The organism is Streptomyces sp. NPDC058964, from assembly GCF_042741275.1.
GTDB lineage: Bacteria > Actinomycetota > Actinomycetes > Streptomycetales > Streptomycetaceae > Streptomyces.
The window spans coordinates 1-14,001 of record NZ_JBHYKH010000113.1; the positions used below are offsets into that span (position 1 = coordinate 1).

Sequence of the window (14,001 nt, forward strand, 5' to 3'; positions counted from 1 at the left end):
CTAAACCACCCCACCCCGCGCCCGCCGGCGCGCCGGCTCTATCGCCGGGGCGCGCCCCCGGGGGGGGGCCCCCCCCCCATTCACTCGTACGTCGTGGGTCCGCCGGCCCGCGCGGACCGCCGCCGTGACCCCGGTCGCACGGCTTACGGCTCGAACTTGTACCCGAGCCCCCGCACCGTCACCAGGTACCGCGGCGCGCCCGGGTCGGGCTCGATCTTGGCGCGCAGCCGCTTGACGTGGACGTCGAGGGTCTTGGTGTCCCCGACGTAGTCGGCGCCCCAGACCCGGTCGATGAGCTGCATACGGGTCAGGACACGCCCGGCGTTGCGCAGCAGCATCTCCAGGAGGTCGAACTCCTTGAGGGGAAGGTCCACCTTCGAGCCCGAGACCGTCACCACGTGGCGGTCGACGTCCATGCGGACCGGACCGGCCTCCAGGGCCGCCGGCGTGACCTCCTCCGGCTCACCACGGCGGCGCAGCACGGCCCGGATGCGGGCGACCAGCTCACGCGAGGAGAACGGCTTGGTTACGTAGTCGTCGGCTCCTATCTCCAGGCCGACGACCTTGTCGATCTCGCTGTCCTTGGCGGTCACCATGATCACGGGGACGTTGGAGCGGCCGCGCAGCTGACGGCACACCTCCGTGCCGGGCAGCCCCGGCAGCATCAGGTCGAGGAGAACGAGGTCGGCGCCGTTGCGCTCGAACTCGTCGAGTCCGTCGGGGCCCGTGGCCGCGACGGCGACCTCGAAGCCCTCCTTGCGGAGCATGTACGACAGGGCGTCGGAGAAGGACTCCTCGTCCTCGACGACGAGCACTCGGGTCACGGAAGGACCTCCGGGGCGGGAAGCGTTGCGTACGCGGTTGAGTCGGGGGATTCGGCGGATCCGGGTGATCCGGGTGACGAATATGCGGCCTGTCCCGCCTCGTCGTCGAGGTCGGGGTGCTGCTGGGCCCGATCGCGGGCCACGCCCGCCTCCGGCAGCCGCAGGGTGAAGGTGGAGCCCTGGCCTTCGGCGCTCCACACCGTGACCTCCCCGCCGTGCGAGGCGACCACGTGCTTGACGATCGCGAGACCCAGACCGGTGCCGCCGGTGGCCCGCGAGCGGGCCGGGTCGACGCGGTAGAAACGCTCGAAGATGCGCTCCTTGTCCTTGTCGGAGATGCCGATGCCCTGGTCCGTCACGGCGAGCTCGATCATGTCGCCCCCGGGCACGCTGACCCGGCGGGCGGCTATGCCGACACGAGTGCGGGCCGGGGAGTAGTTGACGGCGTTCTCGACGAGGTTGCCGAGGGCGGCGGCGAGCTGTCCCCTGTTCCCCCACACATGCAGGTCGGCCGTGCCGCCGGCGGCCATGGTGATCTGCTTGGTACCGGCCTGGTGGCGGCACCGGTCGATGGCCTCGGCGACCAGTTCGTCGACCCGGACCGGCTCGGCGTCCTCCAGCGGGTCGTCGTTCTGCACCCGGGAGAGGTCGATCAGCTCCTGGACCAGGTTGGTCAGCCTGGTGGCCTCGATCTGCATGCGTCCGGCGAAGCGCTCCACGGCCTCCGGGTCGTCGGAGGCGTCCATGACGGCCTCGGACAGCAGGGAGAGCGCGCCGACGGGGGTCTTCAGCTCGTGGCTGACGTTAGCGACGAAGTCGCGTCGTACGGCCTCGATCCGCCGGGCCTCGGTGAGGTCCTCGACCAGGAGCAGCACGAGCCGGGACCCGAGCGGCGCCACCCGGGCGGAGACGGCCAGGGCCTCGCCCCGCCCGGTCCCCCGCCTGGGCAGATCCAGCTCGACCTGGCGTATCTCCCCGTCGCGTCTGGTGTCCCGGGCCATCTGCAGCATCGGCTCGATGGAGAGCTTGCCACCGCGTACCAGCCCGAGGGCGTATGCCGCGGAGCTTGCCTTGACGACGGCGTCGGCCTCGTCGAGGACGACCGCCGACGACCGGAGCACGGACAGCACGGTGTCCACGCCCGGCGGAAGTACGGGGTCGGTGTGCAAAGAGGTCCTGGTCGGTCGCTTCTGGTCGCGTTCGCTCCAGCGGAACGCCAGCATGGCGATGACACCGGTGAGAACCCCGGCGATCGCTGCCGCTGCGGCGACCGCCGCGTTCACGTCCATGCATCCAGGTTAGGCATGGGATACCTCCTGGCCACAGCCGTCGAGGTGCGAGCTGGAACACTCGTCGCCCAGAGTTCACCTTGGAGCCAGTATTGGTTCATTTGCGGTGGCAGAAACGGACGCGTACGAGCCGGAACGTGGGAGCGTGGGGTTCGCACCAGTGGTTTCGCCACGGGCCCCGGCCCCCGGAACCCCCGAAGAACACGTACGAGAGGGAATCCTGATGCGGGACGCGTACCACGAGGAACTTGATTCGATCGGCGACGGTCTGGTGGAGATGGCCCGGCTGGTCGGGTCTGCGATCGGGCGCGCCACGACGGCCATCCTCGACTCCGATCTCAAGCTGGCCGAGAGCGTCATCGAGGCGGACCAGAAGGTCGACGAGCTGCAGCACGACCTGGAGGCGCGGGCGATAGCCCTGCTCGCCCGCCAGCAGCCGGTGGCCACGGACCTGCGGATCGTCGTCACCTCGCTCCGCATGTCGGCGGACCTGGAGCGCTCCGGCGACCTCGCCCAGCACGTGGCGAAGCTCGCCCGCCTGCGCTTCCCCTCGCGTGCGGTCCCGCACGACCTGCACGCCACGATCCTGGAGATGGGCCAGCTCGCCCAGCGCCTGATGGCGAAGGCCGCCGAGGTGATCGTTTCGAAGGACGTCGACCTCGCGCTCCAGCTGGAGCAGGACGACGACGAGATGGACCTCCTGCACCGCACCCTCTTCCAGCACCTGATCGACGAGCGCTGGAAGCACGGCATCGAGACCGCCGTCGACGTCACCCTGCTCGGCCGTTACTACGAGCGGTACGCCGACCACGCCGTGGCGGTCGCCAAGCGCGTCGTCTACCTGGTGACGGGCGAGCACGCGGACGACCTCCAGCCCGACATCCAGCCGGTGACGGGGGTCGAGGGGGCGTAACCCTCCGGGTGCCACGGGCGCTCGGTGGTTGCCCGGCGTCGCGCGTTGCGCGGGCAAGGCGCGCGAACGCCACTGTGCGCCGTTGATGCGCCCGGTGAAACGGGCATGGAATGGGCGAAGGCACCAGGCCCTAGCCTCCAGGAGGGGACCCATGGCCGATTCCCCCGGCACCACGCCCGACCCCACCCAGCAGCGTGAGACGGACCAGCCCGCCGAGACCAGGAGCCTCCCGCTCTTCGGTGCATGCGGCTGCGGCTCGGGCTGCGGTTGCGGGTGCCAGTCCGGCAATCCCTGCCAGTGCGGCTGACGGCAGATCCCGTACGACCAACGAAGGGCCCCGGTGCGATGGTTCACCGGGGCCCTTCGGCGCAGCATGAAGGAAGGGGAGCGCAGGCGGTACGGACAGCACGGCAACGAAGGAGGCGCGTGACCATGACCCAGTTCATGGACGTCCACCACGGGATGAAGGGCATCACCGCCGACCAGCTCAACCAGGTGCACCAGGCTGACCTGGCCGTCGAGAAGGACGAGGGCGTGCATTTCGAAAGGGCCTGGGCCGACCCGGAGTCCGGCACGGTGTACTGCCTCTCCGACGGCCCTTCGGCCGAGGCGGTCCAGCGCGTCCACGCACGCGCGGGCCATCCCGCGGACGAGATCCATCCGGTGCCACTGTCCATCTGGTGACGGCGTCCGGCGGCGGCAGCCGGGCCGAGCGGTGGGCCCACTACCACCGCGGCCCGTCCGCGTCAGGCCAGCAGACCGAAGCCGAGCAGCACGGCGGCCTCGACGCGTACCGCTCCGGGAGCGAGGACACCGTCCGATTCCGGATCGCCCCCGATGCGACTGCCGTGACTGCGCATCCCGAGCGACTCCGGGTCGACGTCCTGGATGTGCAGCACGGGGCCGAGCCGCACCCCGCACGCGTCCGCGTACACCTCGGCCTTGCGCCGTGCGGCCGCGACCGCCCTGCGGCGGGCCTCGTCCCGGAGCGCGGGCTTGTCGCGCACCTCGAAGCGCACCTCGTCGACCCGGTTCGCGCCGGCCCTGACGGCATCGTCGATGAGCAGCTCGAGCCGGTCCAGGGCCTCGGTCTGCACGGTGTACGTCGCCTCGCAGCGATAGCCGAGGAACGTCCGCTCCGCTCCGTACCCCTTGAAGTCCGACTGGAGGGCGAGGCGCGAGCCGGACACGTCCGCGTCGGGTATGCCGTGCTCCCGCAGCACGGTCCGCAGCCTGGCGACGGCCGCTCCGGCCTGGGCGAACGCCTCCTTGGGGGTCGGTGCCAGGAGGTCGACCGCGAGTCTCACCTGCGCGAGCCGGGGCTCCGCCGACACGTGTCCCGCGCCCAGCACACTGAGCCCCCAGGGCTCCTTGATCTCTGTCATTCGAGGATCGAATCAGCAACACCCCGCCATCGCAACGGACTGGACGGGTCACCGGGTCAGGAGGGCGCGGCCCGGGCCCGGGCCGCCGGCGGGCTGCCGAGGCGGCGGTCCAGCGGTGGCTCCTGGGCCGCCACGGCACCTGCGCTGATGCCGATCGCGACGGCGACACAGACCACGATCAGCCACGACAGCATGATGAACACCGAACCGAGCGGACCGTACTCGGCGAGGCCGCGGTTGAGCGCCCGCGGCAGGTACAACCGTGCGGTCGCGGACAGCGCGGTGAGGCCGACCGCGGTGATCACCGCGCCGGGCAGCAGGGGTTTCCAGCCGACCAGGCCGCCGAGCAGCAGGTGCTGGGTCCACCACCACAGACCCGTCGCCCCCACCAGCGTGACCGGGATCCCCAGCCAGGCCCCGACGCCGAACCCGTCGCGCATCGGGCCCTGGACCACCAGCGCCCCCAGCCACAGCACGAGCCAGGCCAGCCACCGCCAGGGGGCGATCCTGGTCCCCGCCCGGGGAATCTCCCAGGCCCGTTTGCACAGCCGCTGCATCGCCCTGCTGACCGCGGTGGCCGAGAGCAGCACCATCAGCCCGCCCACCACGCCGGTCGCCTGCCGCAGTTCGCCCGTCGTGGGACTGAGCGCGTGTACGAGCTGCGCGTCCGCGGCACCCGTGATCCCGAAGACGGTGCGTACGGAGGTGATGAGCTGGTGCCGTACCGCGGGCGGCGCGTACGCCCCGATCACGAAGAGCAGCGGCACGGCGGTCAGGAAGCTCTGCGCCGCCAGGCGGGTGGCGGAGTCGAAGATGTTCACCGACACCATGCGCTCCGCGAGGTGGGTGACCACGGGGAACCGGTCCGCCGCCCGTGCGTGCGCGGACCGGGCGGAGTCGACCAGCCGCTGTGCCCGTCCCGGCATGCCGTCGCTCCTTCCTGCCCCCAGAATGCGGGAGGTTTCACCCGGCGGCGCGCCGGACACGTCCGGCCGGGCAAAGCCGCTTGCCGGCTCCGGTCGGCGCACAGCGTGATCCCGGACGGGGGTTGACGTCATGGACCGGGAACAACTCGAACGCCTGCCGGCCGGCGACGAGGCGTCCCCGGCCGCACTCGCCACGCTCCGTGGCGGCGCGTCTCATGCCGTCCGGGGCGGCACTCCTTCCGCCGAGTGCCTCGCTCGTACCTACGTGCTCCGTCTCAGGCATACGCTCCGCCGGGGCATTGAGACCGCCGGCCCGGAGCGTGCCGTGGAGCTCCTCGGCCGGCCCGGTCGACCGGTGCGGCTGGGGCAGACCGGTCCGCGGAGGGGCCGGTGCCTTGCTCTTCATGCTGTTCGTCACCGAGGACTGGGACGGCCCGGTGGCATGCACGGGCGTGCGGCGGAGAGCCGAGTGATCGCTGCCGGCTGCCTCGGCTCGGCCCCAGGACAGCGCACGCGGGCCTTGGCGACTTCAGCCTCGTAGCGCTTCCTGCCGGGGCCGGGGGCGGCGGCCAGTCCACCGGTTTCGCGGGCGCGAACTCCGCCCGGCGCGGGGAAGGTTGCGGACGGGACCAAGGGCGTTCATCCAACGCTCCTGGTGTGTGCCGGCCGACGTTCGAAGGTCGTCGGCGGATCACCGGCCAGGGCGTCACGCGGCAACTGTCCCAGCTGCTCGACCTCGTGCTCGACCTCGTGCTCAACCTCGTCCGTGAGCAGGGCACTTACTGACTCTTTGCATATGATTCCGGCCAAGTGGCCGACTTCACATGGCGTGTTCGACCTGCCGGGAGGGCGTCCGTCAAAGTCGGACAACTCACCCAAGGTTCACCATGAGACTGTCATATGCAGGCAATGACCCATCTTTGCCACCAGAGCGACCGACGACGATCAAGAGATGATGATCTTGTGAGCTGCTGATCAGCTGTGTGAAGATCCCCCGGCCGACGAGGTCGGCACAGACCAGAACCATTGGGGGAACTGCTTTGCGTAGATCAGGAGTTCGTAATCTGGCGCTCGTTGCTGGAGCGGCGGCACTGACCGTGTTCACTGCGCCCGGCGCCATGGCTGACACTCCATCGCACACCGCGACGGCATCGACGGTGATCGAGAAGGCGACGGGCACACAGGAGATCCTCAAGGGCTCGGGCACTCTTGCCGCGGACGGGGCTCGGGTAACCCTTCCGACCCGCGCTGACGATCCCATCACCGCGACCAAGGGAGCGGACACCGTCAAGCTCGCCCTTCCCGGAGTCGGCGAGAAGGAAGCCTCGAGCACCAGCGGCACGGCCGTCTTCGTCGGCCGCGACGACTCGGTCTCCACTGCGGCCCAGGCGACGACGGACGGCGGCTTCCGCGCGCTCTTCACCCTGGAGGACGCCAACGCTCCGCGGCAGCAGTCGTTCAGGCTGTCTCTGCCGGAGGGCGCCACGATACGGCAGACCGCCGAGGGCGGCCTGGTCGTCTTCGACGCCTCCGGAAAGATCATCGGCGGGCTGGAGACGCCTTGGGCGAAGGACGCGAACGGCGCGCCGGTGCCTACGTCCTACCGGGTCGAGGGAGACACCGTCACCCAGGTCGTAGAACCCGGGGCGAACGCCGCGTACCCCATCGTCGCCGACCCGAAGTGGACGTGGGGAATCATCAGCGGCACGGTCTACTTCAACAAGAAGGAGACATCCCACCTCGCCTCCAATGCCGGGTTCGTGGCCGTGTTGTTCGCGGCCGCTCCGCCGCCGTTCGATGCGTACGGCATCCTGAACGCGGCGAACATATCCCGGGTGGCCTGGAACGCAAGCTCCGACGGCAAGTGCGTTGAGGTGAAGGTGCCGACCTTCCTTCCGTACGAGTACAAGGGTGGATACTGCAAGTAGGTCCACCGCACGCTGTGGTGGAACAGAGAGGGCACACGTAGGTTATGGACAGCTTTGCAGGACCGACCATCCTGGTGCTGGTTGCCGCGGTGATCGTCGTACTCAAGTACCGTCGGCGCACGGCTGGGCGGACTCCTCTGCTTGCGGTCAGCGGAACTCCCGGACGCATCGCCGTAGCCGTGGCCTTCGCGGTCGGCTGCGCTTGGGCCTGGTCCCAGGGTCCCTCGGTCATCAACGCAGGGGTCTTGGGCTTGAGCCTCGCTCTGCTGGCCGGGGCCGCCGCCGAATTCCTGGCGCGCAGGAGCGCTCAGCGCACGTGATCAGCGCAGGCGCCTGAAGCGCCTGAAGCGCCTGAAGCGCCTGGACGACGATCCGACAAGTTCGCGGAACGTCCGTCTTCCAGAGCTGCCTCGTGGCCTTGGGGGCCGACGTCCTCTGCGCAGGCGGCGGCTGTGGCGCTCGGGCCGCTGCACCCGGACGCGCGCTCCGGCCCCAAAATGCCTCCCATCCGCGCCATTCGCGCAGGTGGGAGGCACGGTCGCGTTCCCTGCTCCTTCTTGCCCGGCCGTGGTTCCCCGCTGTTCCCTCACGATGCGGTGCGCTTGTGGTGTGGCCACGGTGCGGTGCGCTTGTGGTGCGGCCACGGTGCGCCGGCTCCGCGCGACTTCCCGCCAGGCTGGGCGCGCGGAGGTCACGAGGCTGCCACCGACCACCGCTTTAGGAGCGAGGTTGGGCCGCATCGTGGTTGACCTGCAGGCGCCGGCCGAAGGCGAACGCGCCGGGCGACTGCGGGGTGATCGGTGCTCCACGCACCTGCTCGAACAGGACCCTCAGCGGCTCAGGGCCCAGCCGCCTGCGGGCTTTGGAGACAGCGGAGGTGCCTGCCACCCGCAGGGCGCCTGCGTGAACTGCCCCGCGAAGGCCGTCGGTGAGCTTGCGCAGGATCTCCGCGTAGCTCTCGCTGAAGTGCAGGCACATCGCCAGCACGAAGTAGACCACCGCGCTGGCCGGCAGGCATGCGCGCCAGCGTCTGTCCCGGCGGCCACAGGAACGGACGGCTTCCTCCACCGCCTGCGGGGTGACGAACTCATCCAGGGCTTCCAGCCGGATCCCGGCAGCCGCTCGCGCCGACGTGATCCGTTGCCCAACCCTGGAGTTCGCTCCCGCTGCGGTGACACGATGACAAGACATCGAGGCTCCACAGGTCAGATCTCTCACCGCTATCCGACCTGCCAGGGGCCTCGATGACCGTCAACCCCCGCACACCCACACACGTCCCAACTACACCGCAGAGACGCGACGTTAGGCTCTTGGCCCGCCTGCAATGGCCCGGTGTGGACCCTTCAGCTGCACCGCTTCCCAGGGGCGGGATCGGACACAGGCCCTGGCGTGAGGAGGCGGCCTGTCCACGACGGCATATCCGAAGAGGCCGCCGAGATCGCGGTTGCGGCTCTCCGCGAAGCGGGAGCGCAGGCATATGTGAGACCACACCCGCGACCGGACTCCCCCGGTCCTGCCGTGTGACTGGCCCGGCCGAGCAAATGACGGCCCAGAGACGGCCCCAGCACAGCGACAAGCGGCAGGGTTGTGGCACGCCTTCTTCTTCCCGAACTATCGGCTGGACAGTCATTGCGGTACAGGACGCTGGTCGTGGGGTTTTCGGTGGTCTTTGCCGGTCGGCTGCGGTTGTGGTGGCTGCTGTACTCCGGTGCTGTACAGCAACTACCAGCGCATGCCCGTGAACTGCCGGTTCAGCCGCGCAACGGCGCACCGCGCCTGAGGTAGGCGCCATGCTGCTGTCGAAGGATCTGGGGCGTGCCCGGGCGCATCCTCGCCCGACCGGGTGATGGCCCGCGCGCGGAGAGTGTCGGCGTTGGCGCGGCCGGGAAGGTACGCCAGTCTCTCGTCGTGGAAGGGAGGCACCGAAGCATGGCCGTGCACTGGTTCGAATCTCCGCGTGGCGCCCGCGGCGGAGTGCGGTTTCTGGCACTCGCCGCGCTGGCCGCTGCCACTGCGTGCTCCAGCGGTTCGGCCCCGGCGCCGACCGGGAGTCCGAGCGCGAGCGCGCGGGCGGCCGCGACGATCACCGTCACGGAGAAGGAGTACTCACTGACCCTCTCGCAGGCCCAGGCGTCCGCGGGGACCGTCACGTTCGTCGTCAACAACGCCGGCACAGTGGAACACGTGCTGGCCATTGCGGGGCCCGGCGTGTCCACCGCGCACACCTCGGCCATCCCTCCCGGCGGCCAAGCGCGGCTCACGGTCACCCTCCAGCCCGGCAGCTACAAGCTGTGGTGTCCCGTCGACAAGCACAAGGAACTCGGTATGGACACCCACCTCCAGGTCGGCGGGAACGGCCCGGCGTCCCCGGCGTCCGGCAGCGCCGCAGCGAGCGCGACCGGTCAGTAGCGATGGCTCCCGAACCCAGCGACCGCCCTCGCCGCCCCACGGTCACGCGTGTGCTGCTCCAGGTGGTGACCGCGGCCGCACTGGCCGTGAACGCCTACGTGCACGCCGACCTCGCCGCCGCCTACGATCCGGTCGGACAGCAGATCAGCCAGGGAACGCTGTTCCGCCTCGAGGCCGCCGCGGCGTCCCTGGCCGCGCTGCTGGTCCTGCTCTTCGGTCGGCGGCGGCCGGTGTGGGCGTTCGCCTTCCTGGTGTCCGTCTCCGCCCTGGGCGCCGCGCTGCTCTATCGGTACGTGAACGTGGGCCCGCTCGGTCCGCTGCCGAACATGTACGAGCCGGCCTGGTGGCCGCAGAAGACCGCCAGTGCGATCGCTGAGGCCCTCGGCGCCGTGACCTCGCTCGTCGGCTTCTGGATCACCGGCCCACCGCGCCCTCCGTCCACTCGGGCCGACGCTCCTCCGGGCGACGAGGTCGACGGCGGGGGCGGCTGATCACGTGCCACGCCGCGCCCTCCGCACCGAACGCCGACAGTTCCTTGGGCTTCGGGGTACACGGCCACCGCGTCAACCTGCTCAAGGCCCAGCTCGGCAGCGCCCTGCTGGGCCTGGCGCTGTTCCAGCTGCTCCTCGCGCTGTGGATGTACGGCCGGCTTCCCGGCCTGCGCGCCGCGCCGCACCCGGTGCACACCGCGCACCGCGCACCGCCTCATCGACCTGGCCGCCTTCCTGCTCTCCCTCCCGATCGCCCGGCATTGCATCGTCGCCTACGGCGTTCAGCTGACCGGGACCTGCCAGGCGCTGCACTCGATCACCGCATGCTTCCTCTACGGGGGCTTCGACGCCAAGGTCGTCGTGGTGCGCCACCGCCGCCGGCCGGGCTGGGCACTCCCGCTTGCCGGCGGCACGCTCGTCACGGCGATCGCCCTGGTCCGGTACGCGGCGGCGTTCTGGTACCTCGACGACTACCGGGCACCCGGCCTGTAAGGCGGACGGCGCTGGATCGGTGCCGTCGTCGGCCAGACCGTGATGGCTTCCGGGGGTAGTTGGACGCGGCAGCTGCCGTTGGTCGCGAGTGCGACGTGCGCGGTGACGGCGATGCTCAGCGAGTGGCCGTTGGCCAGGACCGCGTGCATCTCGGGCGTCCTGATCGGATGGTCCGCAAAGACTGCCGATCCCGCACGCCATTGCACCCTGTCGCCCGGTATCACGACGGTCTCCTACGAGTTCCCGATGACTGCGGGCCGGTTCGCGCCCGGTCATCTGGGCGAGTTGACGCAGGTTGACCTTCCCGAGGTGCGAGGTGACCGGTTCGCACGAAAGCCGTTCCGTTCCTTCGGAGCGTTGGTGCCCACGGTCTTGAGGTGACGGGCGCCGCCACACCTCGCGGCCGGGGGTGGCACTGGCCTCCAGGACCGGGGCGACGCTACGAGCCCGGCCCGTAGCACCGCGTCTTATACCCATACACGCGGTTGATGCCCTGAATATGAGATATGGGGCATGTGTGAAAAAATGGCATATACGGCAGGCACATGGTGCTGCAGACGGACGAGAGGAGCGCATCATGATCGCCAAGCTGCTCGGCAAGCTGTCCTTCACCCGTAACTACGGTGCGTACGGAGAGCACGACTGGGGCACGTACACCGGCGACGACGGAGTGTGACCACACTGCCGGCGGGCGCCCCGGGCGCCCGCCGGCTCCCGGCCACACCCTGGACAGGGATGAGCGTCAGGGGCGATCTCATGGGCCCAAGGAATGAGCCGCCGCGGTTGCCCGAAGGCAGCTTCGCGGCCTGGAGCCGCGACCGGCTGGCACTGGCGCGCCGTGGCGCTGACGAGTGCGGGGACGTCTGGCAGCTGGAGCCGGGTGTCTACGTAGCCGCTACGGCCGGGCCGTGTGAAGAAGTCCTGCACCGCGCGCAGGACTTCCCCAAGCCATCCTCGCCTCTCTTCCCGCCGTTGAAGCGGTCCAGCGGAGCGCCGACACCCGAGGAACGTACGCACGCTCACGCCGCCCGCATGCGCGGACTACGCCCGCAGGCGGTTGCAGCCCGCATCGGTGAGATCGCGCCCGGGACCGCTCGATTTGCCGACGAGTGGCCCACGGGCCGGGACGTCGAGATTCTGCCCGCGATCCGGCCCGCCCTGGCACGGATCGGCGTGCGCTATCTCTTCTCCGAAGACGCTCCCACCCTGCTGCCCTTCGCCTCGCAGCTCTTCGTGGCCCGGGAGGTGCTCGTACGCCCCTCGCGCTGGGTATGGCCGCGCTGGGTCCCCACACCGGCACGGCGGTTCCGCACACGGCAGCAAGTCGCTTTCACCAACGCTTTGAGGGCCATCGTCCGCCAGCGTCGTTCATCGGGCCGGCTCGGTGACGACGTGCTGGGACAGATGCTCCGGCCCTCCTCCCGCTACGGCCTACTGCCGGAAGAGGCCGTCCTCGACACCCTCCCCGGAATCACCGTCGCCACCTTCGAGACACCTTCCCGGGCAGCCGGATGGATCCTGCTCCACCTGGCCCGGTACCCCCAGGCAGCGGACCGCATCGCGGCCGAAGCCGCCTTGCTGCCCGCGGACCCGGCCGCGACGACCAGCACCCACCTCGACAGCCTGCTGTACACCCAGGCACTGGTACGCGAGGTGCTCCGACTGTACCCACCGAGCTGGCTGCTGACCCGGCGCGCGCCGCGGCAGACTCAGCTCGCCGACTACACCATCGACGCGGGATCCACCGTTCTCGTTTGCCCCTACACCGCCCACCGCGACGCACGGGAACACTCCGAGCCGGACCGGTTCCAGCCCGAGCGCTGGCTCGATGATTCGGGCTCGCCGGCGAAACCCGGGGTCTTCCTCGCCTTCGGTACCGGGCCGCACGGCTGCGAGGGAGCCGCTCTGGCCATGGCCATGCTGACGCTCCTGACCGCGCAGACCGCCCGGCGCTACCACTTGAGCGAGCCGCCTGGACCGGAACCCAGCTACCGGGTCACCACCTTCGAAGGTCTCGCAACCGCCGGCCTGCGCCTGCGTGCCACCGTGCGCAGCCGAGGGCAGTTATTTCCCAGGAGTTCTTAGCGGAAGCTGGCGGCATCACTAGATGACATCCGGGCCGTTTCACCTGGTCAGCCAGCTGACCCACCGCAACCAAGACACGACCGCTCCCATCCCGTACGCCATGGGCCGCGTCTGCTCGGCTCTGCCCGGGGCGATGGTGTGCGGGACGGGAGCCCCCAGCGTCTGCCACAACGGGCCCCAGCCGGGGACGGTGCCCCCTCCGTCCCGGTACCGGCCGTTCCCCCGCCGGAGGCACTGCTCTGACCGTGGCCGTGATGTGCGGTGATCGACTCATGGCCACCGGCCCTATCCACCAGTGGGCGCGCGTCGGCGCGGCGCGGGCGGAGCGGGCCGGAGGCAGGAGCGGCGCCGGGGCTTGAACCAGTAGAGAGAAGGGAGAGTTGTGACTCAGTCGGTCGCGTGGGGCTTGAAGTCGTATGCGCAGGCTGGAAGTTCGACGCCCTGGCGGTGTGCGAGGGGCAGGAAGACCACTGGTCGGATCGTCCACGTGATGCGGACGCTGTCCTGGGTGACGGTGACTGTGCAGGGCTCGGATCGCAGCAGCGTGCCGTGTTGCTGTCTCGCCAAGGAAAGACAGAGCCCCCAGGGCCCGGACGGCCCACAGGCGCCCGAGCCCATCAAAAAGCCCCCTACCGGTAGAGGAACTGCAGGTAGGGGGCTTGCGGCTAGGGGATTACTTCTTCTTGCTACGGCATGAACGCACTCCGGCACTTCTACGCCTCGGTGCTCCCGGACGCCGGGGAGAACATCAAAGCCCTCGCCGAGTACCTGGGCCACTCAGACCCAGGTCTGACGCTCCGCGTGTACGCGCACCTCATGCCGTCGAGCCAGGAGCGCACACGGAAAGCAATTGCGGGCAGCTACGAGAAAAGCAGTGCACCCACAGGCCAGACAAGAAAGCCGTAATGCCTAACCCGTAATACCCAACCCGTAAAGGAAGACCAGTAATACAGCTAAGCCGATACCGCAAAGCCGCTCGGTACCGCTTAGCGGCCCACCCAGATCCCCACCCTTGCCAGGAACAGCGGGGATCCCCGGCGAGCACGCAACAACAGTGGCGGCATCCCTGGAGAACGAGGCGCCAAGAAGCAGCCAGGAGGCTACGGAGACACGTCGGGCGGCACGAGGCGACTCCTGAAAACTTTGGAAAGTTTGGGAAGTTTTCCAAGGTTTTCGGAGCACTCCGACTGTCCACCCAAACAAACAAGGTGGCGCCTAGCTGTGCGTTTGGTTCGCGCGTGACGACTATGGGAAAGTTT

General features: G+C 69.7%; 16 protein-coding genes and 2 pseudogenes. 12 read left to right on the top strand and 6 right to left on the bottom strand.

Annotated features, from left to right (window positions below; translation table 11 throughout):
• Positions 1–143 precede the first annotated feature (143 nt).
• Both ACFW2E_RS16535 and ACFW2E_RS16540 read right to left on the bottom strand, forming a co-directional pair.
• Positions 144–824 carry a response regulator transcription factor gene (locus ACFW2E_RS16535; RefSeq protein ID WP_010358452.1) on the bottom strand — a complete coding sequence of 227 codons (681 nt, stop codon included), beginning with the start codon at positions 822–824 and terminating at the stop codon, positions 144–146.
• Positions 821–2,113 carry a sensor histidine kinase gene (locus ACFW2E_RS16540; protein ID WP_384466948.1) on the bottom strand — a complete coding sequence of 431 codons (1,293 nt, stop codon included), beginning with the start codon at positions 2,111–2,113 and terminating at the stop codon, positions 821–823. Before ACFW2E_RS16540 ends, ACFW2E_RS16535 begins: the two co-directional genes overlap by 4 nt.
• A gap of 223 nt (positions 2,114–2,336) precedes the next feature.
• Here ACFW2E_RS16540 and phoU point away from each other — a divergent pair, with 223 nt between their 5' ends.
• The 3 genes from phoU (at position 2,337) to ACFW2E_RS16555 (ending at position 3,710) form a co-directional block, all read left to right on the top strand.
• Entirely contained in the window at positions 2,337–3,026 is a 690-nt protein-coding gene (gene phoU, locus ACFW2E_RS16545; RefSeq protein ID WP_384466950.1) for a phosphate signaling complex protein PhoU, read from the top strand.
• Positions 3,027–3,177: 151 nt separating this feature from the next.
• Positions 3,178–3,333, top strand: a complete 156-nt coding sequence (locus tag ACFW2E_RS16550) for a hypothetical protein (protein ID WP_384466952.1) — start codon at positions 3,178–3,180, stop codon at positions 3,331–3,333.
• 125 nt (positions 3,334–3,458) lie between these two features.
• A complete protein-coding gene (locus tag ACFW2E_RS16555) occupies positions 3,459–3,710 on the top strand; it encodes an SCO4226 family nickel-binding protein (protein ID WP_384466954.1) in 252 nt (83 codons plus the stop codon).
• A gap of 62 nt (positions 3,711–3,772) precedes the next feature.
• Here the strand turns inward: ACFW2E_RS16555 and ACFW2E_RS16560 are convergent, their stop codons facing one another.
• Both ACFW2E_RS16560 and ACFW2E_RS16565 read right to left on the bottom strand, forming a co-directional pair.
• Positions 3,773–4,411, bottom strand: coding sequence for an SIMPL domain-containing protein (locus ACFW2E_RS16560; RefSeq protein ID WP_384466956.1), 639 nt, complete (start codon positions 4,409–4,411; stop codon positions 3,773–3,775).
• Positions 4,412–4,467: 56 nt separating this feature from the next.
• Positions 4,468–5,337 carry a YhjD/YihY/BrkB family envelope integrity protein gene (locus ACFW2E_RS16565; protein ID WP_384466958.1) on the bottom strand — a complete coding sequence of 290 codons (870 nt, stop codon included), beginning with the start codon at positions 5,335–5,337 and terminating at the stop codon, positions 4,468–4,470.
• A gap of 657 nt (positions 5,338–5,994) precedes the next feature.
• On the opposite strand from ACFW2E_RS16565, the gene ACFW2E_RS16570 reads away from it, so the two are divergent.
• The 3 genes from ACFW2E_RS16570 (at position 5,995) to ACFW2E_RS16580 (ending at position 7,585) form a co-directional block, all read left to right on the top strand.
• Positions 5,995–6,123 carry a hypothetical protein gene (locus ACFW2E_RS16570; protein WP_384466960.1) on the top strand — a complete coding sequence of 43 codons (129 nt, stop codon included), beginning with the start codon at positions 5,995–5,997 and terminating at the stop codon, positions 6,121–6,123.
• A 332-nt stretch (positions 6,124–6,455) separates the two neighbouring features.
• Complete coding sequence (locus tag ACFW2E_RS16575; RefSeq protein WP_384466962.1) at positions 6,456–7,265, top strand: hypothetical protein; 810 nt, start codon at positions 6,456–6,458, stop codon at positions 7,263–7,265.
• A gap of 44 nt (positions 7,266–7,309) precedes the next feature.
• Complete coding sequence (locus ACFW2E_RS16580; RefSeq protein ID WP_384466964.1) at positions 7,310–7,585, top strand: hypothetical protein; 276 nt, start codon at positions 7,310–7,312, stop codon at positions 7,583–7,585.
• 397 nt (positions 7,586–7,982) lie between these two features.
• On the opposite strand, the gene ACFW2E_RS16585 is transcribed toward ACFW2E_RS16580, so the two are convergent.
• Positions 7,983–8,456: a transposase domain-containing protein gene (locus ACFW2E_RS16585; RefSeq protein ID WP_384466966.1), complete on the bottom strand. Its 474-nt coding sequence runs from the start codon at positions 8,454–8,456 to the stop codon at positions 7,983–7,985.
• Positions 8,457–9,194: 738 nt separating this feature from the next.
• On the opposite strand from ACFW2E_RS16585, the gene ACFW2E_RS16590 reads away from it, so the two are divergent.
• From ACFW2E_RS16590 to ACFW2E_RS16610, 5 genes and pseudogenes are all read left to right on the top strand, one after another.
• Positions 9,195–9,674, top strand: coding sequence for a cupredoxin domain-containing protein (locus ACFW2E_RS16590; protein WP_384466968.1), 480 nt, complete (start codon positions 9,195–9,197; stop codon positions 9,672–9,674).
• Between the two features lie 50 nt (positions 9,675–9,724).
• Positions 9,725–10,165, top strand: coding sequence for a hypothetical protein (locus tag ACFW2E_RS16595; RefSeq protein ID WP_384466970.1), 441 nt, complete (start codon positions 9,725–9,727; stop codon positions 10,163–10,165).
• Between the two features lie 44 nt (positions 10,166–10,209).
• A pseudogene (locus tag ACFW2E_RS16600) lies at positions 10,210–10,293 on the top strand (hypothetical protein); the annotation flags it as partial.
• 121 nt (positions 10,294–10,414) lie between these two features.
• A complete protein-coding gene (locus ACFW2E_RS16605; protein WP_384466983.1) occupies positions 10,415–10,657 on the top strand; it encodes a DUF6529 family protein in 243 nt (80 codons plus the stop codon).
• A gap of 783 nt (positions 10,658–11,440) precedes the next feature.
• Positions 11,441–12,742: a cytochrome P450 gene (locus ACFW2E_RS16610; RefSeq protein WP_384466972.1), complete on the top strand. Its 1,302-nt coding sequence runs from the start codon at positions 11,441–11,443 to the stop codon at positions 12,740–12,742.
• Positions 12,743–13,129: 387 nt separating this feature from the next.
• Here ACFW2E_RS16610 and ACFW2E_RS16615 read toward each other — a convergent pair whose 3' ends face one another.
• Positions 13,130–13,309 carry a hypothetical protein gene (locus ACFW2E_RS16615; RefSeq protein WP_384466985.1) on the bottom strand — a complete coding sequence of 60 codons (180 nt, stop codon included), beginning with the start codon at positions 13,307–13,309 and terminating at the stop codon, positions 13,130–13,132.
• Positions 13,310–13,432: 123 nt separating this feature from the next.
• On the opposite strand from ACFW2E_RS16615, the pseudogene ACFW2E_RS16620 reads away from it, so the two are divergent.
• Positions 13,433–13,648, top strand: a pseudogene (locus ACFW2E_RS16620) (site-specific integrase); the annotation flags it as partial.
• Positions 13,649–14,001: the final 353 nt, after the last annotated feature.

Bases quoted from the DNA above. Each gene is read 5' to 3' on its own strand.
- ACFW2E_RS16540 (WP_384466948.1), bottom strand. From the start codon at position 2,113: ATGGACGTGAACGCGGCGGTCGCCGCAGCGGCAGCGATCGCCGGGGTT.
- phoU (WP_384466950.1), top strand. From the start codon at position 2,337: ATGCGGGACGCGTACCACGAGGAACTTGATTCGATCGGCGACGGTCTG.
- ACFW2E_RS16550 (WP_384466952.1), top strand. From the start codon at position 3,178: ATGGCCGATTCCCCCGGCACCACGCCCGACCCCACCCAGCAGCGTGAG.
- ACFW2E_RS16555 (WP_384466954.1), top strand. From the start codon at position 3,459: ATGACCCAGTTCATGGACGTCCACCACGGGATGAAGGGCATCACCGCC.
- ACFW2E_RS16560 (WP_384466956.1), bottom strand. From the start codon at position 4,411: ATGACAGAGATCAAGGAGCCCTGGGGGCTCAGTGTGCTGGGCGCGGGA.
- ACFW2E_RS16565 (WP_384466958.1), bottom strand. From the start codon at position 5,337: ATGCCGGGACGGGCACAGCGGCTGGTCGACTCCGCCCGGTCCGCGCAC.
- ACFW2E_RS16575 (WP_384466962.1), top strand. From the start codon at position 6,456: ATGGCTGACACTCCATCGCACACCGCGACGGCATCGACGGTGATCGAG.
- ACFW2E_RS16580 (WP_384466964.1), top strand. From the start codon at position 7,310: ATGGACAGCTTTGCAGGACCGACCATCCTGGTGCTGGTTGCCGCGGTG.
- ACFW2E_RS16585 (WP_384466966.1), bottom strand. From the start codon at position 8,456: ATGTCTTGTCATCGTGTCACCGCAGCGGGAGCGAACTCCAGGGTTGGG.
- ACFW2E_RS16590 (WP_384466968.1), top strand. From the start codon at position 9,195: ATGGCCGTGCACTGGTTCGAATCTCCGCGTGGCGCCCGCGGCGGAGTG.